The organism is Chryseobacterium sp. W4I1, from assembly GCF_030816115.1.
Classification (GTDB): Bacteria; Bacteroidota; Bacteroidia; order Flavobacteriales; family Weeksellaceae; genus Chryseobacterium.
The window spans coordinates 2,516,056-2,542,243 of record NZ_JAUSXQ010000001.1; the positions used below are offsets into that span (position 1 = coordinate 2,516,056).

18 protein-coding genes are annotated in these 26,188 nt (G+C 39.4%); all 18 read right to left on the reverse strand.

The window, feature by feature from the left end; translation table 11 throughout:
* Nucleotides 1-36: 36 nt before the first annotated feature.
* Complete coding sequence (locus tag QF044_RS11635; protein ID WP_307267272.1) at nucleotides 37-2,559, reverse strand: glycosyl hydrolase 115 family protein; 2,523 nt, start codon at nucleotides 2,557-2,559, stop codon at nucleotides 37-39.
* Nucleotides 2,560-2,629: 70 nt separating this feature from the next.
* On the reverse strand, nucleotides 2,630-4,567 hold the full coding sequence (locus QF044_RS11640) for a glycoside hydrolase family 97 protein (protein WP_307267275.1): 1,938 nt from the start codon (nucleotides 4,565-4,567) through the stop codon (nucleotides 2,630-2,632).
* Entirely contained in the window at nucleotides 4,564-5,946 is a 1,383-nt protein-coding gene (locus QF044_RS11645; protein ID WP_307267278.1) for a glycoside hydrolase family 43 protein, read from the reverse strand. The genes QF044_RS11640 and QF044_RS11645 overlap by 4 nt, the downstream gene beginning before the upstream one ends.
* A 31-nt stretch (nucleotides 5,947-5,977) precedes the next feature.
* Nucleotides 5,978-6,850 (reverse strand): esterase family protein, encoded by an 873-nt coding sequence (locus QF044_RS11650; RefSeq protein WP_307267280.1) that lies wholly within the window; start codon nucleotides 6,848-6,850, stop codon nucleotides 5,978-5,980.
* Nucleotides 6,851-6,967: 117 nt separating this feature from the next.
* Nucleotides 6,968-8,578 carry a glycoside hydrolase 43 family protein gene (locus tag QF044_RS11655; RefSeq protein WP_307267282.1) on the reverse strand — a complete coding sequence of 537 codons (1,611 nt, stop codon included), beginning with the start codon at nucleotides 8,576-8,578 and terminating at the stop codon, nucleotides 6,968-6,970.
* A 105-nt stretch (nucleotides 8,579-8,683) separates the two neighbouring features.
* A complete protein-coding gene (locus QF044_RS11660; RefSeq protein WP_307267284.1) occupies nucleotides 8,684-10,402 on the reverse strand; it encodes a glycoside hydrolase family 43 protein in 1,719 nt (572 codons plus the stop codon).
* A 49-nt stretch (nucleotides 10,403-10,451) separates the two neighbouring features.
* The gene (locus tag QF044_RS11665; protein WP_307267286.1) at nucleotides 10,452-11,726 is read right to left on the reverse strand and encodes an MFS transporter; all 1,275 of its coding nucleotides are present in this window, start codon (nucleotides 11,724-11,726) and stop codon (nucleotides 10,452-10,454) included.
* Nucleotides 11,727-12,362 carry a bifunctional 4-hydroxy-2-oxoglutarate aldolase/2-dehydro-3-deoxy-phosphogluconate aldolase gene (locus QF044_RS11670; RefSeq protein WP_307267289.1) on the reverse strand — a complete coding sequence of 212 codons (636 nt, stop codon included), beginning with the start codon at nucleotides 12,360-12,362 and terminating at the stop codon, nucleotides 11,727-11,729. It lies immediately after the preceding gene.
* Nucleotides 12,359-13,372, reverse strand: a complete 1,014-nt coding sequence (locus QF044_RS11675) for a PfkB family carbohydrate kinase (RefSeq protein ID WP_307267290.1) — start codon at nucleotides 13,370-13,372, stop codon at nucleotides 12,359-12,361. The genes QF044_RS11670 and QF044_RS11675 overlap by 4 nt, the downstream gene beginning before the upstream one ends.
* Nucleotides 13,362-14,780, reverse strand: coding sequence for a glucuronate isomerase (gene uxaC, locus QF044_RS11680; protein WP_307267292.1), 1,419 nt, complete (start codon nucleotides 14,778-14,780; stop codon nucleotides 13,362-13,364). The genes QF044_RS11675 and uxaC overlap by 11 nt, the downstream gene beginning before the upstream one ends.
* Nucleotides 14,781-14,907: 127 nt before the next feature.
* A complete protein-coding gene (locus QF044_RS11685) occupies nucleotides 14,908-15,474 on the reverse strand; it encodes an SDR family oxidoreductase (RefSeq protein ID WP_307267294.1) in 567 nt (188 codons plus the stop codon).
* Complete coding sequence (locus QF044_RS11690) at nucleotides 15,392-15,724, reverse strand: SDR family NAD(P)-dependent oxidoreductase (protein WP_307267296.1); 333 nt, start codon at nucleotides 15,722-15,724, stop codon at nucleotides 15,392-15,394. The genes QF044_RS11685 and QF044_RS11690 overlap by 83 nt, the downstream gene beginning before the upstream one ends.
* Before the next feature lie 31 nt (nucleotides 15,725-15,755).
* Nucleotides 15,756-16,931: a mannonate dehydratase gene (gene uxuA / locus QF044_RS11695; RefSeq protein ID WP_307267298.1), complete on the reverse strand. Its 1,176-nt coding sequence runs from the start codon at nucleotides 16,929-16,931 to the stop codon at nucleotides 15,756-15,758.
* Nucleotides 16,932-17,014: 83 nt separating this feature from the next.
* On the reverse strand, nucleotides 17,015-18,976 hold the full coding sequence (locus QF044_RS11700; protein ID WP_307267300.1) for a RagB/SusD family nutrient uptake outer membrane protein: 1,962 nt from the start codon (nucleotides 18,974-18,976) through the stop codon (nucleotides 17,015-17,017).
* Between the two features lie 12 nt (nucleotides 18,977-18,988).
* Nucleotides 18,989-21,856: a SusC/RagA family TonB-linked outer membrane protein gene (locus tag QF044_RS11705; protein WP_307267302.1), complete on the reverse strand. Its 2,868-nt coding sequence runs from the start codon at nucleotides 21,854-21,856 to the stop codon at nucleotides 18,989-18,991.
* 95 nt (nucleotides 21,857-21,951) lie between these two features.
* Nucleotides 21,952-23,280 (reverse strand): xylose isomerase, encoded by a 1,329-nt coding sequence (gene xylA / locus QF044_RS11710; protein ID WP_307267304.1) that lies wholly within the window; start codon nucleotides 23,278-23,280, stop codon nucleotides 21,952-21,954.
* Nucleotides 23,281-23,386: 106 nt separating this feature from the next.
* Nucleotides 23,387-24,871 (reverse strand): xylulokinase, encoded by a 1,485-nt coding sequence (locus tag QF044_RS11715; RefSeq protein ID WP_307267308.1) that lies wholly within the window; start codon nucleotides 24,869-24,871, stop codon nucleotides 23,387-23,389.
* A 15-nt stretch (nucleotides 24,872-24,886) separates the two neighbouring features.
* Nucleotides 24,887-25,612, reverse strand: coding sequence for an NUDIX domain-containing protein (locus tag QF044_RS11720; RefSeq protein WP_307267311.1), 726 nt, complete (start codon nucleotides 25,610-25,612; stop codon nucleotides 24,887-24,889).
* Between the last annotated feature and the right edge of the window lie 576 nt (nucleotides 25,613-26,188).

Here is a 26,188-nt window from a genome sequence, read left to right on the forward strand (position 1 = left end):
TGATTAAAGTGTTGTTTATTATCAGTATTTTGTCTTTCAGTGAAGCATTTCACTTTCGGGAGCTCCCAGGTAAGAAGGTTTTAAACCTCCGGTGTTGATCAGTATTTTTTCCAGAACAATGCCGGGTTCAAGCACTCTGAAACGTAACCTATGTTTTCCTGATTGCTGAATTGCATGTTTTGTAGGGGATTTAATGATATGTTCGGACTGCCATCTTCCCAATTCTCCTTTGTAATGGCCGTTGAAGTTAACGACCTGTGCAGGCTGATCATCAAACGAAATTTCGTACCGGAGTCCTTTATTATGATTGAAATTTAAAGTAGGTGCTAAAAGAAGTTCAACCTCAAATTCTCCTTTGGATTCAAAATTAATATCGTATTCCAGCCAGATATTTTCATCTTTTTTTGGATAGGCATTCTGCGGAAATGTTGTCACTCCGGATTTTGTTTTTCCGAAATCAGGAATCATTTCCCAATGGATTCGGTCTGAATTGCTCATTCTTGCAAAATTTTCTGCCTCAATGGAAACATATCCGTTTTTCTCCTGAAATACTTTCTCTTTCGAAGCATTATCATCATACACATAAGTAACTTCAGGCATTATGTTTTCTTTTCCGTCTGCCCAGGTTTTGTATCCTATTCTCATTTGGTCCATCATATGCTGCCACTTTCCGCCGGCAATCTCATTATTGTATTTATGATCCAAATAAGCATTTCTCTCAAAACATTCTTTCACCTTGTCAGCGTAATAATTTGCTTTTAAATCATATTGAGCCGCCAATTCCCTGTTTTTTGCTACAGCATAGTACATTTCGTATAAGTTGCTGCAGGCATCAATTGGATACAGAACCAACTGGTAATAGGCGTCCTGATATTCGGCTGGAATCTGTTCTTTTAAGCGTAAAGCTTCTACGGCCAATGCTCTGTAATCATTTAAAACAGCTTCAAATTCATTATAATTCTGAAGGCTGTATGTTTTGCTGTCAAGGGTTTCAGGCGTCACTCTTCTGTTGTATTTGGCATAAAGATTAATCATGTCGGCAATTTCTCTCGCATGTTTTTTTCCAAACTGCTGAGCAGCCCATTTTTCAGTATATTCGAAAAGATTTTTAGCATTAAACTGCTTTGGATCCCAGGCCATTTCCATGAAAAAACTGATTGGAAATTCCATTGGTTTTAAATCACCCACATTAACGACCCAAAGCTTATCTACCTTGTGTTCATAAGAAAGGTTCATCTGTTCCCAGACTCTCTGGATGGGACTGATATTAATCCATTTAGAATTTCTCGGCCCTCCCACATAATCGAAATGGTAATACATTCCATATCCGCCTTTATGCAAAGGTTTTGAAAGGTCGGGAAGCTTTCTTACATTTCCCCAGTTATCATCACAGAACAACAGGATAACATCATCAGGAACTCTCATTCCTTTATCATAATAATCCTGAACTTCTTTATACAATGCCCAGACCTGAGGTGTTTTTTCAGCCTTTTTTCCAGTAACCTCAGCAATGATCTTACGCTGGTCTTTTACAATTTTCTCCAGCAGGGAAATATTGGTTCCCTCTCCCATCGCTTCATCACCATCGCCACGCATTCCTACTGTAACGAGCTTTTCCCAGTTTTTGCTTCTCGCGAGTCCGGATTTCCAGAATTTCTGTAAAACGTCTGCATTTTTAGCGTAATCCCAGGTATTCGGGAGGTTATTTTTCTTGATATACCTGTGCCAGTCGGTTTGTGCCAAAGCCATAGGCTCATGGTGGGAAGTTCCCATAACAATGCCCATTTCGTCAGCCAATGGTCCGCTCAGAGAATCATCGTCATAAAATGCTTTTCCCCACATTGCCGGCCATATATAATTTCCTTTCAGGCGCAGGATCAGCTCAAAAACTTTTTCGTAGAATTTACTGTTTACTCCACCAAATGTTGCTCTTGCCCATCCTCCGAGTGAAGGTTCCTCATCGTTAAGGAAGATTCCGCGATATTCTACAGCAGGCTCGCCATCGGTATACCTTCCTTTTTTGAAATATAAATTTTCTTTTACCGGAACCGGAACATCTGCCCAATAATACCATGGTGAAACGCCTATCTGCTGGGACATTTCATAAATTCCATAAATGGTTCCCCTTTTATCACTTCCTGCAATCACAATGGCTTCAGAAACTCCCGGAAAAGGATTGCTCACATTCTGAATGATATATTTTTCCCTTTTTCCGATTAATACTCTCCCATCAAGTTTTTTTTGCCTGATCAGATCATCAATAGCTGATTTTGTCCCAACAGTTCCAATAATAAGTAAAGGAGACTGCAATCCTGAAATCTGGTTAAGAATAACTGGCTGTTCTCCTGTCACTTTCTGAAAGTCAGTCTGCAGATTTTTCACAGCTCTCATAATCCCCTGATCCATCCCAGAGCTGGTAAAAATCGAAAGATTGAGCGTCTTTTCTTTTAAAATGATGCTTTCGGGACTTTTCTCAGCACTGACAAACGGTTCTGCAGCATGGATTTTCAAGCAAAATCCAAACAGCACAGCAAGGACAAATATTTTCAGATGATTCATAATCAGTTTTTTTTAAATTTCAAAAACTTTGTATTCTTTTTACTCAATTCAAACCTTATTGGTTTACTTGTTAATTTCTCAGTACAAAACCTCCCTGCGGCTGCATTTCAGTGGTGAAATCTCCTTTAGCATTTGTTTTTACTTCTTTCTCAGATATGTTTCCTTTTGCATCATCATTGATAAATTTCAGGATCTTCCCAGCGAACATCGGAAGCTTTATTTTCAGTTTTTTGGTTTGTTTTTCAGCATTCACGCCAGCCACATACCAATGATCCGCATGTCTTCTCGCAACCACAGCATATTTTCCTGGATAGCCGTCTACAAAGATTGTCTCATCCCAAAGGGTCGGAACTTCTTTCATAAAGTCAAGCTGAAATTCTGGTGCATCCGTAAGATTATTCGGCATTACAGCAAACATCTGAACCGGATTCTGAAAAAGAACTGCTGTAGCCAGCTGAAAGCCGCCTGTGGTATGTCTTTTATTTTTATCCTTATTGGATTCCGTTAAATATTTATTGAGGAAAGTCCCTCCGAATTCCATACTTCCCACTGTATTTCTGATGAAAGGATGAAGTGTGGCAAAAAAAGCTTCCTGTTTACGTACATCTTCTGAAAAATAAAGCATTTCTGAAGCAAGAACAGCTTCGCTTCCTGCATAATTCGGGTACATTACTTCCCAGCCTCTCGGTACGGTCGCTCCATGGAAAATAATGGTTAATCCGTAATCATTGGCATCGGATAGAATGTCTTCGTAAAGACGCATGGTTTCCTGTTTGTCTCCTCCGAAGAAATCCACTTTCAATCCTTTTACTCCTGCTTCTTTCAGCCATTTCATTTCCTTTTTACGTTCAACGGATGAGCTCATTTTATTTCTGGGCCCCATGGGCGCATCATTGGATGCTCCGTTGGAATTATACCAGAGTAACACTCCTACATTTCTGGATTTTGCATACTGAATAAGTTCTTTCATAAGGTCTTTGCCTATATTTTTATCCCAAAGCGCATCGATGAGAATAAACTGATATTGCAACGCAGCAGCAAGGTCTATGAATTTCACCTGATCATCATAGTTCATACTTTTGTCCTGCCATAGAATCCAGCTCCAGGTAGATTTCCCGAACTGATACTCCTGTGAAGGCTCGTACATCGGATCTACTACATCAAAAGGAATGGTGGTTTCCACGATAGGTTTCAGAGAACTGCCCACCGTAATTGTTCTCCACGGCGTTTTCCCGGGAAGAGAAACTGCTGCTCCGGTACTTCCGAAGCCATTATTTTCAGCAATGTTCGGATACGCTACTTTATAAAGACTTTTCTCTGTTGTGGTTTCCAAATGGGAAGCGCAGTACATGCTGTTCACTCCTGTCTCAGAAAGTAATATCCAACCTTCATTTCCGATATGAAACAGACCAGGAAAAACATAGCCGTAATCAGATGGTATTCCCAATTCAGCATCGGCTTTATAACCACTTTCATAGCTTGGTGCCGTGCGGGCAAAACCTGTCATTGGTTTCATCATGGGTGAAAGAAAAGTAGTGGTCTGTGACGGAAACCTGTAACCGGTAGCTTCAGACTGTACAACAGCACTCAACCGTTCTTTCATGGGTGGAATATTATAGCGGAAAGCAATATTATTATTACTCACCTGAAATTCAACATCTATTTGATATTGATCTACATTGACGAAATTAACCGTTAAAGAATTAGCCTCGTAATCAATCTCAGACTTTTTAATTTTTCCGTTTGTATACTTTTTAGAAACTACATCTTTTTGACTGTTAATAAATTTCAGATTCTTTGAAAAATCGGATTCATTGGTTATCAGGCCCAACGGAGATTTTTCAAGCATTATCTTTCCCTGAAAGATCACATTGTACAAGGCTTTTCCCTCTTCTGAAAAAACATGAAGCTTCAGATGTCCGTCAGGACTTGAAATTTCTGCTACCTGTGCAAAGCTTTTGCTGATCAGAAACAAGCTGAAAACGATATATAAAACTTTTTCTCTCATAACTCATTATTTTCAAGAAACGTCCAGTAGTCGAAATACATAATATCAGTTGAGGCTTTTCCATTGAATACAAAATACAGGTCATGAATACCGGTAATTTTTTCAGCAATCTGTACTTTTACCATTTCCCAACGGTCATCTCCACCGGTCAGCGGAACCTTTACCGTTGCGGCAACCGGACCGTTAACAGCGTCCAAATGAATGGTCATTGTTACGTCACTGTTATGGGTGGTTCCTACTCTTGTGGAAAACGAGTTGGGGCCTTTTTTACCAAAATCCACATTCTTCACACTGGTATAAGCGCCATTTTTCTTTGCTTTGATAAAAACACCAGCCTCTTTATTCTGATAAGATTTAACATTTTCTGACCATGCCATCATTTCTGCCTGATTGAATGAGTAAGGATTAACGGTTGCAATAGCTTTTGTAATTCCGCTGGTCATTTTAAATGGTGAAATAGAGCCGTCTTTATTGAATGTAAGCTCTTCCAGACTTACGGATCTTGTAAACCCGCTTCCGCCCGGCAATGCACCATTGTGATAAAAGAAGTAAGTTTTTCCGCGAAAATCAATGACACCGGGATGATTGGTGAATGATTTTCCTTCAGCAGGCATCACAATTCCTCCATATTTCCAGGGTCCCTGTGGCGTTTTTCCTGTAGAATACCCTAGGAATTCAGGAAGCGGACCGCCCGGCCAAAAAAGATAATACAGATTTTTTCTTTTGTACAGCCATGGCCCTTCTTCGTATTTTGTGGGTCTTTCCTGATTGGGTTTTCCATCTCTTTTACCAAATGATTCTTCAGTCATTGGAACTTCTACAATATTCCCGGAATAGGAAATCATATCTTCATTCAGTTTTACATATTTAAGCTTAGGGTTTCCCCAGTACATATGGGCCTGTCCGTCATCGTCAATAAAAACCGTAGGATCGATATCACCCCATTCACTTTGTACCAGTGGTTTTCCTAATGGATCATGGAAAGGGCCAAACGGACTGTCACCCACAGCAACACCGATAGCGCCCTTATTGTTGGTTTTTGACCACATCGGAACATATATAAAAAACTTTCCATTCCTTTCTATACATTGGGCGGCCCAGGCGTCACGTTTTGCCCAATCGAAATCTTTATAGGAAAGAACTGTTCCATGATCTGTCCAGTTCACCATATCATTGGTGGAATATACTTTCCAGTCGTTCATGGTAAACCACGTAGAATCATCTTCGTCATGGGTGGTATAAACATATAACCTGTCATTATACACCATTGGGGCAGGATCAGCAGTATAACTGGTCTGGATGATAGGATTCTGGGAAAACCCTATTGAGAAAAATCCTATAAGTGCAATTAAACTGATATGTATTTTACGGATATTCATAGAATTAAAAATTTAGATTTAACCAGATATTTTATTCTGCATTCAGAATAAGGTTAACATCTTCCTGGTTTACAGGTTTGAAAAGCAGTTGCGAGAACAGATACAGATCATTTTTCCAGACTTTGAAATCATGAGCACCCGGTTCTACATAAAAAATATGAGGAACTTTATTTTCTGTAAGATAGTCGCTTGTTCTTTTGCTGAAAGGCATTAGTCTGTCCTGATCTCCGCATGAGATCCAGAGAAGGTTTAATTCTTTAGCTTTGGAAGGATCCGGGAGAAGCTGTTGAGCCTCTTTGGTATTGGGAGCGGCGGAAAAGGCACCTACCCATGCGAACCTATCGATATTTCCCAACCCAAAATTCAGGGTCTGCCCGCCTCCCATGGAAAGCCCGGCAATGGCTCTGTCATTTCTATCTTTTTTAACCGGATATTTTTTTTCAATAAATGGAATCAGATCATTCAGCAGGTCTTTTTCAAAGGTTGCAAAAGCCTTCACTTTATCTTTTGCCATGATATCTCCTGTAGCTCTGTCATCTTTCATTGCCCGCCCGTTGGGCAATACAACGATCATTGGACTCAGTTTTCCTTTGGAATACAGATTATCTAAAATAATATGGGGAGCTCCGTTTCTGAACCATTCTTTTTCATCCCCGCCAATACCGTGAAGCAGATATAAAACAGGGTATTTAATTCCTTTTTTAAATCCGGGAGGAGTATAAACCAACGCTTTGCGTGTAGTCCCAACCGTTGTCGAAGAATACTGTATCGTGTCAATTTTTCCGTGCGGAATTTCTTTTTTCTCTGTGTCAAAATCCTGTGGTCGTTTTTTCTCCAAAACCTGTGCAGAAACAAAAAATCCTGACAGCATGAAACCTAATGCCAATACAACTGATTTATTCATGACTTTTTTATTTGTAGTTTAAACACTTATTATTTCGGATAAAAAAATAATAGTGTATTATTTTATTTAGATATTTACAGCAGAATTCTCCCTGCTTTTCTGATTTTATTAGTACTTCTATTTTCCAGCTTCATTGACTCTGAAAAAATCCACATCTACAAAACCTCCGGTATTTTTAGTGGCATAATTAAAAACCGCAAACTTTGATCCCATAAAAAATCTACGGTAATCAAAGATCATTTTATAGTCTTTTGCCATTGCTGTCCAGTTTTTCTGATCGGTGCTGTAATAAAAGTCTGCAAGATCTTTCCCGAGGTTAAAATTGGCATCGATACGAAGAAAAACCTTATCCGAATTGAGAGGAATCCGTTTTTTCTCTTCTTTTTTAACCTCTGTAATGGCTTTTGTTTTGTTATCCAGACTCACTTCATTGGTTGAAAAAACAATGAATTTTTCATTACCTTCTTTCACTATTGACAAGATCCCGGAATCACCGTTGAAAGCGCTGAAACCGATAACATCTCCGTCTTTCATTCCTTTGAGATCCATTGCAACAACTGCTGAAGAGATCGGGCCTTCCATTCTCTGAGTCAGCGTATTGGGTGCAGCATATAGATTGTCTACCACTCTGCTGGTCTTCAGTCTGAGAAATCCTTTTCTTTCGGATAAAGACCACGCTTCATTCACCGGATTATGATTCCACTGCCACTGGATTTTCATTTTTTTATCAGAGAACTCATCGCTTTCCACCAAATGATTTTTAGCTTTAAATGGCGGAAGAGGAATTTCTCCTTTCAGAGGAACTTTTCCATCATCTCCCAATACCGGCCAATCGTTTTCCCATTGTACGGGAAGCAGCAGCGGAACACGTCCCACTCCGTTTCTGTCCTGGAAAATAAGGGAATACCAGTTCCCATTTTTATCATCTATCAAAGCGCCCTGACCTGCATAAGAAAATCCTAAAAAATTGTCTTCCAACACTACTTTTTTCTCGTAAGGGCCTGTCACTTTATCGGCTCTGTAAACTACCTGGCGGCGTTTCCCGTTTTTGGGCCAGGATATCATCATTATATAATATTTTCCGTTTCTTTTAATGACCTGATTTCCTTCCAGAAGTCCTGTTTCCGAAGTGTCTTTCTGAAATACTTCAGTTCCATCTGAGTTTCCAGTCACTTCTTTAAAATCAGAACTCAGTTCAAAAACTTTGTTGGAAGTGAAAACGTAGATCCTGTCATCATCATCAAAAAACAATGAGGCATCGTGGAAATGGCGTGCTCTCGTGATGAGCTTCCATTTTCCTTTTTCAGGATTGTCGGTCACATAGAAATAAGATCTGAAAGGTTCATCATTCGGAGAAAACAAAACATAGTATTTTCCTTTGTGATAGCGGATTGAAGAAGCCCATTGTCCTCTGCCGTAAACGGTTCCGTTCAATAGATCATATTTTGAATTATCATTCAGCGTATCAAAAACATATCCGGACATTTCCCAATTAACCAGATCTCTTGAATGCATTACCGGTGCTCCGGGCATTAAATGCATAGTGGTACTGATCAGATAGAAATCATTTCCATTTCTGGTAATGGATAAATCCGGGGCATCTGCCCAAATAACGGGGTTGGTAAACTCTGTTACCTGCTTCTTCAAGGCTGGATTTACCTGGGCTGAAAGAAGATTCAGCCCGATAAACCCCAATAAAGAAACTATATAAGATTTTTTGATTTTCAAAATGTACTGTGATGCTTGGTTTTACTCTCAGTTTTTTTATTTTAAAACATTTTATGCAGCAAATGATGGTTCTTACTAAATGTTTTTTCTGTTTTCGCAGACCTTCTATTCTGGTATAATGTCATTGGAAGAGGTACTGTACAGACCAATCAGACTTCCTGTAAAACCTCCTGCTACATCAGTAGAAAGGATATCTCCTGAAACAGGGCCTCCAAGATTTTTATAGTTCTTACCATCCAGCGAATAATTGAAGCTATGCTCATCTTTATCAGCAACAACCTGCAATTTAACAGGTCTTGATAATGAAATCTTTTCACTGGCGATCAGCTTTGATTCTCCTTTTTCAGTTCTTTCCAGTACGATGTAGAAATCTTTATCTTTTTTTGTGATTCCGAAAACGTAATTGAATTTTTCACTTTGATAAGAGGTAATCCCTGCCAGCTCTTTTTCGGATTTAGGTTTGAAGTCAAGTGTTACCGACGTTTCAAAATCTTCGTGCTGCAATCTGTGGAATAATGCTGAAACCGGAGCCAACGATTTGATATTAGTCTCCATAGGATTTACTTTTACGCCATTTTTCGTGGCAGTAATGAAATTCTCACGCGGTCCGCGCATTGCAATCCATCGGAAATCAAGATTTTTATCCGTTAATTTATCGTTATAGGTAAAGTTTCCGTTCGGAAAAAATCCGTTTTGCCCGGTTTGATTCTGAACGCCTTGTGGCATTTTCAATTTTGGTTTCATCGGAACCAAGCCATTTTGGAACACAGGATACGTTCCGCTCCAGTCTACAGGAAGAATAAAAGTTTCACGGCCTTTGGTAACACGGTTGTTTACATTCGGACGAATTGCTAAAAACACGCCATACCATTGTCCGTTCGGACCTTCTACCAAATCTGCGTGACCTGCCCAATCCACTTTTTCCTTTCTGTCTCTCGGAAAATATCTTTGCGTAAGAATTGGATTATTTTTAGCGGGAACAAACGGTCCTTTCGGAGAATCTGCCATAAAAATCACTTCGCTATGGTTGCCTCCGGTTCCGCCTTCTGCACACATCAGGTAATACTTCCCTTTGTATTTGTACAAATGCGGACCTTCAATCCAAATGGGTTTTTGGGAAAGATCGACTCCACCGTTTACGATAATTCTGTCTGAACCTGCGACAACCTGATCTTTTTCCAGATCGTAATCCCACATTTTAATAACACGGTGACCGTTGTATTGTTCGGTCCCTTTTGGTGGCGCATCGTTATGAACAATGTAAGCTTTTCCATCATCATCAAAGAAAATAGCAGGATCAATACCATCAAAATTCAGTTTCTGAACTTCACTCCATCCTTTCGCCGGATCTTTTGTTTTTACGACCATATTTCCAATACCACCTGCAATCTGGGTCGTGATCATATAAAAAGTATCGTTGTGCTTATTGTATTTTATATCGGGAGCATAAATTCCCTGTGAAACACCTCCTTTTTCCACCTTAAGCTGAGAAGGTCTGTCGAGAACGTGCCCAACCTGTTTCCAATTGACCAAATCTTTGGAAGTGAAAATCGGAACGCCCGGAAACATTGAAAAAGAAGAGTTTACCAAGTAATAATCTTCGCCTTTTTTGGTGATGCTTGGGTCAGGATAACAGCCCTGTAAAACCGGGGAATAAAATTCGTCCGGCTTAAGAGGGTTGTCATTATATATTTTATCGTTTCCATGGTAGTTGAAATCTGAAAAAGTCTGTGCAGAAATAGTAGTTACTGAAAGCAAAGCCGCTGCCGCAAGGACGTGGGTTTTATTCCTGAAAAAGATTAAGTCCATTGTATTCTGTTTCATTGTTATTCTTTTTATAGTTTTTTAATGTTTTACAATTTTTACCTTCAAGCTAAACGGTTTTCTTGCGGTTGATAATTTTAATCAATCCCCAGGCTGTAACATACGATATTCCGGCTATGAAAAATATGATATTATAGCCGCCGTTGATATTTCCTGATTTTTTAAAAGCATCGAGAACGATTCCGATAAAAAGCGGAAAAATGATTCCTGCTGCCGAACCGAGCATACCGCCAAATCCTATCACAGAGCTTACATAATGATTGGGAAGGTGATCGCCGACCGTAGTCATAAGATTGGCTCCCCAGCCCTGATGTGCAGCCGTAGCAAGGGCGATAATCAGAGTAATCATCCACATATTATCTACATATTTTGAGAACATGACCGGAACAACCATCAGAGCGAACAGCAACATCGTAACGCTTCTGGCCCTTCCGATCGCCCAGCCTTTTTTGATCAGAAATGATGAGAGATAGCCGCCACCAATACTTCCGATCGTCGTTCCGCTGTAAATAATGATCAACGGAAGAGATGGTTTTGTTAAATCCATTTTGAATACATCTGAAAAATATGCCGGCAGCCAGAACATAAAGAAATACCAGATAGGATCAGTTAATATTTTACCAATAGCAAATGACCATGTTACTTTATATTTGAGTAATTGCGATAAAGGGATTTTGGTTTTTTCCTCTGTTTTTTCATCCCGATCACTTTTTATGTATTCCAGTTCTTCCTTGGTGATATTTTTGGTTTTTTCCGGGACGGCATAGAATTTCCACCAAAGGATAATCCAAACCATGCCTAAGGCACCAATCCATACAAAAGTCTGTCTCCAGCCATAATGTCCCAGGATGAACGGAACAAGCAACGGTGCTAAAATGGCTCCTACTGTTGCTCCGGAATTAAAAACTCCTGTAGCCAATGCTCTTTCTTTTTTAGGAAACCATTCAGCCACTGATTTGATGGCAGCAGGAAAGTTTCCGGCCTCACTGATTCCCAAAGTGCTTCTTGCTATAATAAATCCGATGGTACTTTTTACAAAACCATGACCAATAGAGGCAAGACTCCATACAATAAGGGAAACTACATACCCGATTTTGGTTCCCACCCGGTCTATAAACCTTCCCATGGCCATATAGCCGATAGCATAGGTAGTGGTAAAGGCCATAACGATATAGCTGTAATCTTTTTCGTCCCAGCTGAATTCTTTTTCCAGAACAGGTTTTAGCAAACCCATTACCTGACGGTCAAGATAATTGATCGTAGTGGCGAGAAAGACAAGCGACAGCATCCACCATCTTATGTTGCGGTTGTGAGGAGCCTGCATTTAGTTATGATTAAGTTGTTGTAGTAATTTTTTTGTTTTGAGAGTCAGCTCTTCTTCATTAAAATCTTTTCCGATGAGCGAACTGCCCAGTCCTACTGCTATGGCACCACCATTGAGCCATTCCGTGATATCTTTATAATCAGCATGGATTCCTCCGGTTGGCATAAAATTCATTCCCGGAAAAACAGGTTTCACAGATTTGATGTAATTCTTTCCTAAAGCGTCTGCCGGAAATATTTTAACCAGTCTTAAACCGTTCTGATACGCGATATTGATATCAGAAGGGGTAAAGCAGCCCGGAATCAGCAGGATATTTCTTTCGAAAGAATATTTCACCAATGCTTCACTGATAACCGGTGTAATGATAAAATCTGCCTTTGCATTGGCAAAATCATCCATTTCCTCTATGTTTTTTACCGTTCCAATTCCTAACAAAAGACCGGGAAATTCGGTATGGGAAATTGCTTTCAGCCCTGTAAAATTTTCCAATGCCTGATGACCGCGGTTGGTATATTCTATCACACGGATTCCTGCTTCGTATAAAGCTTTTATGATATTTTTTGAGACTTCAAACGATTCGTTATAAAACAACGGAACTATTTTCTGGTCTTGTATTTTTTGTAGTATTTCGTTCATAATTTTTCGATATTAATGCTTTCATCAATGGTATCTCCCTTTACAAAAAGTTTTTTAAAAGCAACTTTTGTGGCATCCTCCAGGATCTGCTGTTCAGGATTTCCTTTTAAAATTCCATGAATCAAAGCAGCCATAAAAGAATCACCGCTTCCTACCCTTTCTTCAATTTTGTCTGCATCATATTTTTCTGAAATCAAAAGCTGTTCATCAGTAAATAAGGTGGCAAAATAATTGACCTTCTCTCCGTTTGTAAAGCGGAACGTATTGGCAATCTTTTCTACATCCGGGAATTGTTTCCTGATTTCCAAAGCTGTTTTTCCGGCCTGTTTCAGAAGGTTTTCATCGTCAAAATTTCCATTAAGCTTATATTCAATGGGAATATCCAGGAACTGCTCAACAGACCAGATATTTCCCATGAGAACATTCACAAAAGGCATCAGCTCTTTAATTTTATGTGGATTCTGGTTTTGCCAAAGGAATGCTCTGTAATTCAGGTCGAGAGAAACTGTAATATTTCTGGTTCTGGCTTCTTTCATGAGATGCAGACATTTCCGGAACGCATTGTTACTCAAAGCCGGGGTAATCGTACTGATATGCAGCCATTGTACTTCTGAAAATATTTCATCATCACGGAAATTTTCAAAATCCGATTGGGTAAAAACAGACGGAAAACGGTCATACACTACAGAAGCATTCTGCATATCTCCATCAGAAGAAAGATAAAATGTTCCTATTCTCCCTTTATTCTTTTCTGCAAGGATTTTTATTCCTTTGTTTTTAAGCTGAAATTCTAGCTGGTCTCCCACAAAACTCTCCGGTAAAGCTGATAGCAGTTTCACAGCATTCTTCCACTGGGAAAGTGCTGCCGCTACATTGTATTCTGCTCCGCCAATGTAGATTTTCAGAGACTGCTCATTAAGCCAGTTTCCTTCGGAATCCGGGGCAAAGTGGAGAAGCAGTTCCCCGAAACATAGTATTTTAGCTGAATCCTGCATGGTATTAGATTTCAAAATAATTTTTGGTGTTATAATAACAGATATCCTGAATGATCTTTCCTATCCATTTTTCATCATCGGGAAGAAGGCCTCTTTCCATCTCATTTCCGAACAGATTGCATAAAAGCCTTCTGAAATAATCGTGTCTTGAGAACGACAGCAGGCTTCGGGAATCGGTAAGCATGCCGACAAAATTGCTGATCAGCCCAATATTGGAAAACGTGTTCATCTGTTTTGCCATCCCATCAAGCTGATCGAGAAACCACCAGGCTGCCCCAAATTGTACTTTAGACTTAATTCCACCTTCATTAAAGTTTCCGGCAAGTGACGCCAGGACCTCGTTGAATGTGGGATTCAGATTATAAATAATGGTTTTAGCGAGTTTTCCTGCTGTATTCAGTTCATCAAGTAAAATGCTCAACCGCTGTGCATAATATTGTTCCCCGATAGCATCATAACCTGCATTAATTCCGATTTTCATAAGCATTTCAGAATTGTTATTTCTGGTTGCTCCTACATGAAACTGCTGTACCCAGCCTTTTTCCGCGTACATTTTGCAAAGCTCCTTGAGCAGGTAACCACATAGCGCTTCCGGATCGGAAAATGATGAAAGATTGCCTTTCAGGAATTCAGAAAACTCTTTTTCCAGAGCAGTATTCCATTTTGTGGTATCAGGAAAATATTCAAACCCATGATCGGCGACTTTTGCTCCCGCTTCCACAAAATAATTGATCCTCGACTGAAGTGCATTCAACAGATCAGAGACAGAGGTGATTGACAATCCACAGACTTTTTCAAGCTTTTTAATTCCTGAAAGATATTGTTCGGGATTAATCATATTAATATAGGAATCAGGGCGGAAAGCCGGAAGAACAGCTGTTTTAAATCCACTGCTTTTTAAAGCTTGATGATGAGCCAGATCATCGGCGGGATCATCCGTAGTACATAAGGCTTCTACCTTAAAATTCTGAATAATGGATTGTGGTAAAAATTCGAATGTCTGCAGACTTTCATTCATCTGATGATATACGGTATCTGCGTTTTTGGGTGATAAATATTCATTGATCCCAAAAGGATTTTTGAGTTCAAGATGGGTCCAGTGAAATAATGGATTACGAAGTGTATAAGGCACCACTTCCGCCCATTTCATGAATTTTTCGTGGTCTGAAGCTTTTCCGGAAATAAAGTGTTCATCAATACCAAAGTTTCTCATGGCTCTCCATTTGTAATGGTCACCATCCAGCCAGATAGCCGTTGGAGAACGGAAATTCTGATTGGCAGAAATAACATCCGGCTCAAGGTGATTGTGGTAATCGATCACCGGCATGTTTTTGGCATAACCGAAATACAGATTCTCTGCCTTTGCTGATTCCAGCAGAAACAATTCTCCGAAAACTTCTTTATTTGTAATGGAATTACTCATTATTTATTGTTAAAATCCTTGATTTTAATTTTCTTTTAAGTGTTCTGATGTATGAAGTCTGCATTAAAAAACAGGGCCAGAATGAAACCATTAAGGCCCTGTTCACTGCATATGAAGAAATTAATTTTTATACTCCACTGAACGCGCTGAAACCTCCGTCCACAGGAATCAGTGCTCCTGTGATGAAACTTGCCGAATCTGAACATAGAAACTGTACTACACCATTCAGTTCTTCTACTTCTCCAAATCTCTGCATGGGTGTTTTGGCAATTACTTTTTTACTTCTTTCGGTTAAGCTTCCGTCCGGATTCAGGAGAATAGCGCGATTCTGATCACCAATGAAAAATCCCGGTGCAACGGCATTAACACGTATTTTGTCTCCGAATTTCAATGCGAGATCAGAGGCCAGCCATTGGGTAAAATTGGTGATCGCCGATTTGGCGGCAGAATATCCGGCCACTCTTGTAATAGCTGAATAAGCGGCCATGGAAGAAATATTAATAATACTCCCGCTACCCTGCTCAGCCATTACTTTTCCGAAAACATAGCTCGGATAAACAGTTCCGTTGATATTAAGATCGGTAACCTCATCCCATCCTTTCATATTCATATCAAAAAATGACTGTTCGGGCGCCAAAGTTGCTGAAGAGAATATTTCCTCCGGCAATGTTAAGCAGAATATCAATTTTGCCATATTTTTCTGTGATTTTCTCTGCAGCGGTTTCAAGGCTTTCAATATTCATCACATTGGCTTCTACGGCAAATGCATTACCTCCTAAATCTACAAGCTCTTTTACACGGGAATCCAGTGTTTCCTGGTTTCTTCCCAATGCCACAACTTTTGCTCCGGCCTCTATAAAACTTTTAGCAAGACTGCCTCCCAAAACGCCTGAAGCCCCTGTGATGACTGCTACTTTGTTTTTAATACTAAACAGGTCTTTCATTTACTTTTTACTATTTTATTACAAACGCAGATTAATTTTTCTGTAATTCTGACTGAACTGCTGCCATTACTCCTTCGATCTGGCCCAATGCCAGCATTCTTCCTAAAAATGAATAACCGGGATTATATCCTTTGTCAACGTCTTCAGTTAAAAGCCTTCCGTGGTCAATTCTCATCGGAAGATCAGGATTTTCCTTTTCGAAAACACGGATCACTTCAATAAGCTTTCCTCTTCCTCCCAAATGATGAGCCTCGATAAAATCGCCATTCTCAAAGACATTTGTACTTCTCAGGTGAACGAATTTAGTCCGGTGGGCAAATTTCTGAGCCAGTTGCGGAACATCATTCTGAAGGTTTGCACTTAAAGATCCGGCACAGAACGTTAAACCGTTGTGAGGATTATCAACTGCTTTCAGAAGCCAGTCAATATCTTCTTCGTTAGTCACTATTCTTGGTAAACCCAGTAAGGAAAACGGTGGATCATCAGGGTGTACGCACATTTGGATATTCCATTTTTCGCAGACAGACATTATTTTTCCAAGGAAATATTTGATATTCTCGCGAAGCTGATTTTTATCTATTCCATCATACAAGGCCAGTAAATTTTTGAAAATAGCGACTGGATTATTATCTCCTTCTTTGATGTTTCCGTTAACAAATCCTTGTGTTTTTACAATGACTGAGTCTATCAGATCATTGTTATCTTTTTCCGTTAAAGTGCTTTTTAACTCTTCTACCTTTTGAAGAATTTCTGAGGAATAATCATTTTCTGCTCCTTCTCTTTTGAGAATATGAATTTCGAAGTACGCAAACTTGGCTTTGTCAAAATAAAGTGATGACGAACCGTCTTCCCATTCATGAAAGAGATCGGTTCTTGCCCAGTCGAGGACAGGCATAAAGTTGTAGCACACTGTTGTAATCCCTGCTTTACCCAGGTTTTCAAGGCTTATGATATAATTTTCTATTAAAGAGTCACGGTCTTCACCTCCGTATTTGATGGCTTCGCTCACGGGAAGACTTTCCACAACAGACCAGCGAAGTCCGTGACTTTCTATATAATTTTTATAATCAATAATGGCCTCTAAATTCCAGATTTCTCCGTTTGGGATCTCATGCAGTGCAGAAACAATTCCGTCCACTCCGATCTGACGAAGCGTGTTGAGTTCTATTTTGTCTTTTTTACCAAACCAGCGCCATGTTTTTTCCATAATCTTTAATTTTAATTCAGGTAAACAAAGCAGGTGCTTTCACACCTACTCTGTTGCTGATATGAATGTAGAATAAAATGTAATTAATATCCAGGATTCTGGTATTTTGCTTTAATATCTGCCGATACTTCCATAGCATCCAACTGTCCCTGAGGAATAGGTCTGAGATAATGGAAAGGCTGTATCGTTCTTGTTACAGTTTGTGGCGTATGATTTCCATAGTTCGCTCCACTAATAGAATATGATGCAGCCTTATCTGTCCAGGTTTGGGTTCTTACCAAATCATACCATCTGTAGCCTTCACCAAAATATTCTCTGGATCTTTCTGATAAGATGTAATCTACTGTTATAGTTGATGGTGTTGCAGCAATCATAGCAGCACTGTTATCCTGTATCTTTGTTACATTTCCATTATTATCCCAACGCCATTTTCCTGCTCTTGCACGGATCACATTAATTAAATCTCTGGCAGATACTGCGCCGGATGCTCCTTTTACAGCTGCTTCTGCTGCAATAAAATAGAGCTCGGAAAATTTTGCTGCATAGAAAGGACGTGTATGACTTGGATTCGGATATCCTAAACCATTTCCGTTATCAGTTCTGTAAGGACCAATTTTCCAGATCCCCGGATACACAATTCTGCTGATTCCGCTAGGGGCAACCACCCAATCAGCTCTTCCCGGCAATGTGCCGGCACCTATTCCGTTTTGGCCTGCGTTGGTTGGATATGCCGGGGTTTGGGAGTCATCATTTAAAAAGCTCAGAACCGGAGCATTGGGCTGTATCGGAAGATTATTGGCATTATACAGTGTTCCTACATTGGTAAGCCCAGTTCCTTCTTTATTCCAGTTACCACGGTATACAGTTGTAAATGTTCCATCATATCTTGAATCATTGGTTTTATCTGCGAATGTATTTTTAATGACTTCGATGGTAGGAGCCATTCTCACCCAAGGCCTTCCCAGCGGCTGGAAAGCTGCCCGTTGTACAGAGCTTGCCGGTGTCCATGTTGTTGGGGAGGTACTGCTTTTAAGATTGGTATAGTTCCAAGTCATCATCCAGGATGCGAAATTATTCGGTGACCATCCATCGCCATAGCTTGCCTGAATTACCCCTTCGTTGAAATAGGCACTGGTTTCTGTATGATCTGCATACAGCATACATTCACTATTACGATCATTTGATCCTACATTAACGTCATAGTAAGTTGGCTGCAACGCATAAGGTCCGGGATTATTAATGGCGGCTAAAGCAACGTCATAAGCCTGCTGAAAATACCATTGTGCGTTGTGGCCGTCAGGATCTGTGCGAGGAGTTTCGGGGTATGTCGGAATGCTGTTAGGATTTTGCAGCCACCATCCATACGTTAAGTAGGCTTTTGCCAAATATAAACGGGCTACATTTTTGGTTACTCCCCCTTTTGCCCGCGGGTCAGAAGGAAGATTTTCCACAGCTTTAATTAAATCCGGGAAGATTACCTTAGTGTATACTTCCGTAACTGTATTTCTAACTGAAGTTGTTTTTGGATTGATATTAAAAGCGAGTTCTCCCGATCCCAGATCAAGAGGTACACCTCCATAGGTCTGCACTAACAGGAAATAATAGAACGAGCGGAAAAATCTTGCTTCGGAAATCAGTGATTCTGCTATACCAGCTCCGGATCCGTTCTGAATAATTCCATTTGCAGTATTAATTGACGGAAATACGGATCCCCATACCATACTTGTAGGAAAGGTATTGGAATTGATACTTCCTGCACCCCCTGTCATATCAAGATCTTTAAAATTACCGTCTGCGCTCTGTCCCCATGTGGCTTCATCTGTACCGGTCATATTAGCATTTAACCAATAACCGTTTCCGTAAAGCAATCTCAACTGTCTGTATAAAGAGGTAACACCTTGTGATATCCCTCTTTCCGTTGTAAAGTCTTCCGGAGTATAAATCCCTCTTGGTTGTTCATCCAATATCTCATTACAACCTGTAGTTGTAAATGCTACTGAAGCCAGGAATAAAGCAGCAATGAATTTTTTATTTAGATTGATCATGATTTCTGATTTTTAAAAGGTTAGATTTAGCCCCATCATATAATTTCTCGTAGATGGATTATTTGTACCTATAATAAGCTGATTGGCTTTATATGAGTTTACAGCCTGATTTTCATTACCTCTTGAGTTCGGTTCCGGATCCATACCAGAATATCTATAATAAGGAGAACCAAATACAAATGGATTCTGTACCGTAACATACAGACGAAGATTACTAACGCCTAAACTGTTCAGGGCGTTTTTATTAAAATTATATCCTACGGTAATCGTTCTGATTTTCACAAAAGATGCATCAAACAGAGCGAGTGTAGAACCATATTTAGGGTTATCACCACTTAACAATCCACCTGGTTTTGGATATCTTACATCAGGATTTTCTTCGGTCCAGTAATCTACATCAACATTATTTCCTCTACCTGTTAGTCTGTTAAGGTAGCCAGCGGAACCATAAATAGAACTGATCAGTACGCCTCCTTTCTGGAAAGCTCCTACAATGCTTAAATCTATATTTTTATAAGCAAGTCTCGTATTAAAACCACCGATGAAATCGGGATTGGTGTTAATAATCTGTCTATCAGCTTCATTAATTGCTCTCTTTGGTGTACCATCAGCATTGTATTCTCCGGTATATAATACTTTGATCATTCCCGGTGCTGCGCCAACCTGTGGCTCCAGAATATTCAAATACGGATCTCCCTGCTGCCAGAGGCCCATATATTGATAATCGTACAGGGCATTAATATTATAACCTACAAACCATAAATTGTTTACATTTCTATCCATTCCGGATGCAAGCGCTGTAATCTTATTTCTGTTCGCAGATAAATTACCTCCTACTTCCCAGCTGAAGCCATCAGGATTATCAAAGATCACTGCATTAAGCGATATCTCTACACCCTTATTCTGAGATGCCCCAACATTCTCGGTAACTGAACCCAATCCACTGGATGCAGGTAAGCCTTTGCTCAGCAATAATTTTTCAGTATTGGTAACATAATATTCTACAGTACCTGTTATTCTTCTGTTAAGAATCGAAAAATCAACACCGTAATTCCAGGTTTTCGAAAATTCCCATCCTAAAGATGCATTAGGCGCTGAACTCACATAATTACCTATCACATTAGTCCCTCCAAAATTATAAGGTGTAGTACTTAAGCTACCGAAGGTTGTGTATGGAGCAACTGCCTGGTTGGATGTTTGCCCATAACCAGCCCGTAACTTCAGCATATTGATGTATTTCGAATTTCGGAGGAAACTTTCATTGGCGACATTCCAACCTACTGAAATTGCCGGGTAAGTATGCCACTGGTGCCCTTTAGCCAATACTGAAGCTCCGTCTGATCTTACTGTTGCTGTCAACATGTAACGGTTATCATACTGATACATTGCTCTTCCCATGAAAGACATCAGCCCTCTTCTCCAATATCCCTGGTTGTTAGGATCTATGGTTACTTCACCTTGTGCATGACCTAAATTGAAATACTGAAAAGCATCAATAGGCACATCACGTGCAGCAATCAACGAGCTGTTAAATCTTGTCTGCTCAGCTGAATATAAAGCTGTTGCATTAATTTTATGCTTGCCAAAACTTCTGTCGTAGGTTATCAGGTTTTCCAACACCCATTGTGTAGTCAGAGAATTGCCTATGTTTGCTGAAGATAAAGTAGCTGGTTGATAATTGAGTGCACCTGTTCCCAGATAATAGCCACTGTTTGAGTTTCTGTAGGTTAATCCAACGTTTAATCTGTATTTAAGCCCTTCAACCCCTGGAATTTTAATTTCTCCATACAAATTATTATAAGAACTGAAAGCATTCGTTCGGTCTGCATAAGCGTCACCCAGCCCTTCCAGAATTGATCTCGTTTGCAAAGCGGTTTGGTCAACATTTGCAAATGTCGTTCTTAATCTTGGCGATCCGTCTGCAAGATAGGGACTTACCAATGGGGAATACCCTAAAACAGGTGCTCCGCTTATTCCATTAAAATCATTCACAGAGAAATTAGAATTCGTTGAAAATCCAACCTTTAACCAGGAATTAATTTCCTGATCCAGAGCTCCTCTAATGGAAAGTCTTTTATATTTTTGCAATGGTACTACTCCGTCCTGCTGAAAATAGGCAACTCCGAAATTGTATCCTCCTTTTTCTGTTCCTCCTGTAACTGCAACATCATGATTCATCATCAATCCTACCCCATAATATTGATCCTGCCAATCTGTATTGGTCCCGTTAATCTCATCCGGACCGTTTGTAAAGAGGCCGGCGTCAGCTCTTAATTTTTCGAGTTTAGGACCATCCATCATCGGATATTTAGAAAACAGAGTCTGAAATCCGGTATAGGCATTATATGAAAATCTCGCTCTTTGTCCTTTCCCTCCTCTGTTGGTGGTTATGATGATCACTCCGTTGGCACCACGGGAACCATAAATAGCCGTAGCGGAAGCATCTTTAAGAACATCCAGAGTTTTGATATCTGACGGACTTATATCTCCCAAAGATCCAACGAACGGAATACCGTCTAATACGATCAAAGGATCATTGGATCCCGTTAAAGAACGTTCACCTCTGATACGGATCTGCTGTACGGCACCCGGTTTTGTTGAAGTCCTTCCAATATCAACGCCGGGAAGACGGCCCTGAATGGCTTCTGTAATGTTTGCGGAAGGCACTTCTTTTATGGCATTACCACTTAAAGAAGCAACAGATCCGGTAACAGCTTCTTTTTTCTGCGTACCATATCCGATGACTACAACTTCATCTATTTTATTTTCTTTAGCTACTGTATCTTTCTTAACCTGTGAATATGCTATACCGGAAGGCAATAAAGTCATTGCAAAAAATAATGCTGCTCTATTGCTTTTATTAAAATACAATCGGTTCATAATTATTATTTTTTAGTATTAGTTATTGAATAAAAGGCTGTTTTAATAATTATAATTTCTAAAATCCTTAGTGTTAAGAGCCTTTTATCTTCTTATTATATATACATATTCACGATGGCTTCAAACAATTCCTGTTTGCCGCTTTTTGGTTGTGGTTCTCCGATTTCGTGAGCTATTCTCTGAAGATCTTCCAAGGTAAGCGTACCATTCTCGAATGCTTTTCCATTTCCGTTATCAAAAGAAGCATATCGGTCTGTTCTCAGTCTTTTATAATCCGAATTTTCAAGGATATCTGCTGCTGCAAGAAGGCCTTTTGCAAAGACATCCATTCCAGAAATATGGGAAATGAATAAATCTTCAGCATCAATAGAATTTCTTCTGATTTTGGCATCAAAGTTTACTCCTCCGGTTCCCAGGCCTCCTGCCGGAAGCAGTACAAGCCATGCCTGAACCATATCATAATAATCGATCGGGAACTGATCCGTATCCCATCCGTTCTGATAATCTCCCCTGTTGGCATCAATACTTCCTAAAAGCCCGGCATCTACAGCAACCTGAAGTTCGTGCTCAAATGTATGACCTGCCAAAGTAGCGTGATTTACTTCAATATTCAACTTAAAGTCTTTGTCCAGTCCATAATGTCTTAGGAATCCTATTACGGTTTCAGAATCGTAATCGTATTGGTGTTTTGTAGGTTCCATCGGTTTAGGTTCGATCAGGAAAGTTCCTTTGAACCCTTGCTGGCGGGCATAATCTCTTGACATGGAAAGGAAACGGGCCAGATGATCCTTTTCGCGTTTCATTTCAGTATTTAAAAGACTCATATATCCTTCTCTTCCCCCCCAGAAAACATAATTTTCGCCTCCAAGTGCTATCGTCGCATCTATTGAATTCTTCACCTGGGTTCCTGCGCAGGCTACGACATCAAAATTAGGGTTGGTAGACGCACCGTTCATATATCTTTCATGTGTAAAAACATTGGCTGTTCCCCATAAAAGCTTAATTCCTGTTTCCTGTTGCTTTTGTTTTGCATATTCTACAATAGTCTGGAGGTTTTTCTCATAGTCCTTCCAGTTATTGGCAGGGTCTACCAAATCGATATCGTGAAAACAGTAGTACGTGAAGCCCATTTTAGACATAAATTCAAAACCTGCATCCATTTTGTGCATGGCTCTTGTCACCGCATCATTTCCAATATCCCAAGGGTGGTGAATGGTAGGTCCCCCGAAAGGATCACTTCCATTTGCACATAGGGTGTGCCACCATGCCATAGCAAATCTTGTCCAGTCTTTCATAGGTTTTCCCATCACTATCTTTTCTGCATCATAGTAGCGGAATGCCAATGGATTTTTGCTTTCCTTTCCCTCAAACTTTATTTTTTCAATACCCGTAAAAAACTCTTTTGTTCCTGTTAAAGTGTTCATATTTATCTGATTATTTTTAATTTGTTTTTTAATTTTTTGCGTAGAAATCTCCTTCCCACTGATTTTTAAGGGTCAGTAAGCGGATGAAAATTCTGTTGTAGTTTGTCTAGATTATTTCGTTAAGATGATGTTTCCATCTGGCATAGGCTTCTAAATATTGTTCTCGTTTTTCATGTTCAGGCTCTATTACCGCTATTTTTTCAAGTGAAGAAAATGCTTCTCCGGAATCTGAATAAAATCCTATTCCCATTCCAGCGGCCCTTGCGGCTCCTACTGCTCCATCAGTATCATAAAGTTCAATAACGGCATTGCTGACACTGGCTAGCGACTGGCGAAAAATTGAACTTAAAAACATGTTGGCATTTCCTGCACGAATCACCTGAATATCCATTCCGATATTCCTCATGATATCCATTCCGTACTCATAAGAGAATACGATACCTTCCTGCGCCGCACGGAGAATGTCTCCCTTTGTATGGATGTTGAAATTAATTCCGTGCATCGAGCAGCTTGTATTTTTATTTTCAAGTACTCTTTCAGCTCCGTTTCCAAAGGGAATAATACTCAATCCTTTTGAGCCTATCGGTGAAAGTGAAGCCATATCATTCATATCACCGTAAGACGAAAGTGAGGTCGCGAAATTATGTTTTAACCAGGAATTTAAAATTCCTGTCCCGTTGATACAAAGCAAAACCCCCAGTCTGGTCTGTTCAGGAGTATAATTGACATGGGCAAATGTATTGACTCTTGATAACTTATCGTATTCCAGTTGATCCAGAACTCCGTATACTACTCCGGAAGTTCCAGCGGTGGAAGCAATTTCTCCCGGATTAAAAACATTCAGTGAAAGTGCATTGTTGGGCTGGTCTCCTGCCCTGTATGAAATAGGCGTTCCTTCTTTTAAGCCTAATTCCTCAGCTGCTGGTTTAGAAACGGTTGCCTGGATTCCAAATGTGGGCACAATTTCCGGGAAAAAGCTTTTTGGAATACCATAATGGTTGATGATATCTTCCGAGATGCAATTGTTTTTGAAATCCCAGAAGATTCCTTCTGATAATCCTTCGATCGTCATTCCGATCTGCCCTGAGAGTCTCATCGCGATATAATCTCCCGGAAGCATGATTTTATCTATTTTTTCAAAAATTTCAGGCTCGTTTTCTTTTACCCAAGCAAGCTTTGATGCTGTAAAATTTCCCGGTGAATTTAAGAGGTGCGACAGGCATTTTTCCTCTCCTATTTCTTTGAACGCTTTTTCACCATAAGGAACAGCACGGCTGTCGCACCAGATAATAGACGATCTTAAGAGATTTTGGTCTTTGTCTACCAATATCAAACCATGCATCTGCCAGGTAATCCCAATTCCTTTAATATCTTCTGCATGTACACCAGATTCATGCATGACAACTTCGTGGGCCAGTTTCAGATTGGTCCACCAGTCTCCCGGGTTTTGCTCTGCCCACCCCGGATTTAGAGCCGTGATTTTCATTTCTTTTTTGGGAGAAAATTCCGAAGCAATCACTTTTCCACTGGATGCCTCAATGAGACACACTTTCACAGAAGAACTGCCAATGTCATAGCCTAATAAGTACATAATTTTAAAAAAGGGTTATTTTATAAGTTTTGTATTAGTTTTCTTGAAGATCTTAGCATCGAATCTGTAATATCTTGCTGCACGGTGTGATACATCTTTTTGAATTTCATTCAAAGGGACAATGTAGGAAAATGAAGATATTTTTTTATGAAAATTTTTAATATCAATATTTTTTTCACTTAAAGCACTGTATAACTGATAAAGCTGTCTTATGGTAAATCTTTTTGGAAGCAGCTCAAAAATAATGGAGAAATCTGATTCAATCCATTTTCTGATCTCCACCAAAGACTCATCTATAATTCTGTTATGATCAAAAGGCAATACCGGAACCTCATCAATAGGATACCAGTCTACAGTATCATATTTTGTGCTGTTGATCTTATGATCTATTTTACAAAGAGAAAGATAGGCTACTGTAATAATTCTGTCTATATGGTGGTTGTATTCCTTATCCATCCATTTTATATCATGTACATTACTTGCCCTCATAGGGTCAGCAAAACACCTGAACTGCTTAAGCACCATTTTTTTAATCCCTGTAAGCTCATGAAGTACCCTTTGTGCCGCATCATCCACATCTTCATCGCTGAAGATCAGGCTGCCCGGCAGTTTTCTTTGTTTTTCCAACGGAATATCCTCAACATAGCGTTGTACTAATAATATATTCAGTCGGTTTTCATGGTCAAATCCGAAAACAACACAGTCCACAGAGACGTAGGTATGAATAAAGTTCTGATTCATTAGTTTGTTAACATTTTGGTAACATTACAAATATAAAAATTCATCTGAATAAAAAAAATAAATCTTCCATTATATACTGCATATCAACCTATTACATATCGATTTTTTATGATATCATATACATTATTATTATGATAAGGTTATCATATTTTTTACACTTAGTAATTTTATAAACCATGAGTTTACAATTAATTACAATAAAAATCTCATCAGGAAAAAAAATATATCTTTTGAATAAATATTATGATAAGAATAGTTTACTTTTTTTTCATTTTGAATACAAAAAAAATGTAAAAAACACACTTTTTATTATTAAAACATACATCAATATCTGTTTTTTCTTACCATATTTAGTACTCTACCGATTGAAAATTACAAAAGACTGAATTTAACATCAAAAATTATACACTGCTGATTCCGGATTATTGTTGTATAAATTTCAATTGTATAAACTAACAAATACTCCCTAAGATAAAGGCAATTTCTTTTCTTATAAAGTTAGCTATGCTAAAAAAATAATATGAGAACGGTGAATTATAATTATTGCAACCCATGTTTGGCTGTATACAAATGGTA

Excerpts from the sequence above, each read along its gene's own strand:
- xylA (WP_307267304.1), bottom strand. The coding sequence starts at position 23,280 with ATGAACACTTTAACAGGAACAAAAGAGTTTTTTACGGGTATTGAAAAA.
- uxuA (WP_307267298.1), bottom strand. The coding sequence starts at position 16,931 with ATGGAAAAAACATGGCGCTGGTTTGGTAAAAAAGACAAAATAGAACTC.
- QF044_RS11700 (WP_307267300.1), bottom strand. The coding sequence starts at position 18,976 with ATGATCAATCTAAATAAAAAATTCATTGCTGCTTTATTCCTGGCTTCA.
- QF044_RS11660 (WP_307267284.1), bottom strand. The coding sequence starts at position 10,402 with ATGAAACAGAATACAATGGACTTAATCTTTTTCAGGAATAAAACCCAC.
- QF044_RS11640 (WP_307267275.1), bottom strand. The coding sequence starts at position 4,567 with ATGAGAGAAAAAGTTTTATATATCGTTTTCAGCTTGTTTCTGATCAGC.
- QF044_RS11685 (WP_307267294.1), bottom strand. The coding sequence starts at position 15,474 with ATGGCAAAATTGATATTCTGCTTAACATTGCCGGAGGAAATATTCTCT.
- QF044_RS11715 (WP_307267308.1), bottom strand. The coding sequence starts at position 24,871 with ATGTACTTATTAGGCTATGACATTGGCAGTTCTTCTGTGAAAGTGTGT.
- QF044_RS11720 (WP_307267311.1), bottom strand. The coding sequence starts at position 25,612 with ATGAATCAGAACTTTATTCATACCTACGTCTCTGTGGACTGTGTTGTT.
- QF044_RS11650 (WP_307267280.1), bottom strand. The coding sequence starts at position 6,850 with ATGAATAAATCAGTTGTATTGGCATTAGGTTTCATGCTGTCAGGATTT.
- QF044_RS11665 (WP_307267286.1), bottom strand. The coding sequence starts at position 11,726 with ATGCAGGCTCCTCACAACCGCAACATAAGATGGTGGATGCTGTCGCTT.
- uxaC (WP_307267292.1), bottom strand. The coding sequence starts at position 14,780 with ATGAGTAATTCCATTACAAATAAAGAAGTTTTCGGAGAATTGTTTCTG.
- QF044_RS11690 (WP_307267296.1), bottom strand. The coding sequence starts at position 15,724 with ATGAAAGACCTGTTTAGTATTAAAAACAAAGTAGCAGTCATCACAGGG.
- QF044_RS11645 (WP_307267278.1), bottom strand. The coding sequence starts at position 5,946 with ATGAATATCCGTAAAATACATATCAGTTTAATTGCACTTATAGGATTT.
- QF044_RS11635 (WP_307267272.1), bottom strand. The coding sequence starts at position 2,559 with ATGAATCATCTGAAAATATTTGTCCTTGCTGTGCTGTTTGGATTTTGC.
- QF044_RS11705 (WP_307267302.1), bottom strand. The coding sequence starts at position 21,856 with ATGAACCGATTGTATTTTAATAAAAGCAATAGAGCAGCATTATTTTTT.
- QF044_RS11670 (WP_307267289.1), bottom strand. The coding sequence starts at position 12,362 with ATGAACGAAATACTACAAAAAATACAAGACCAGAAAATAGTTCCGTTG.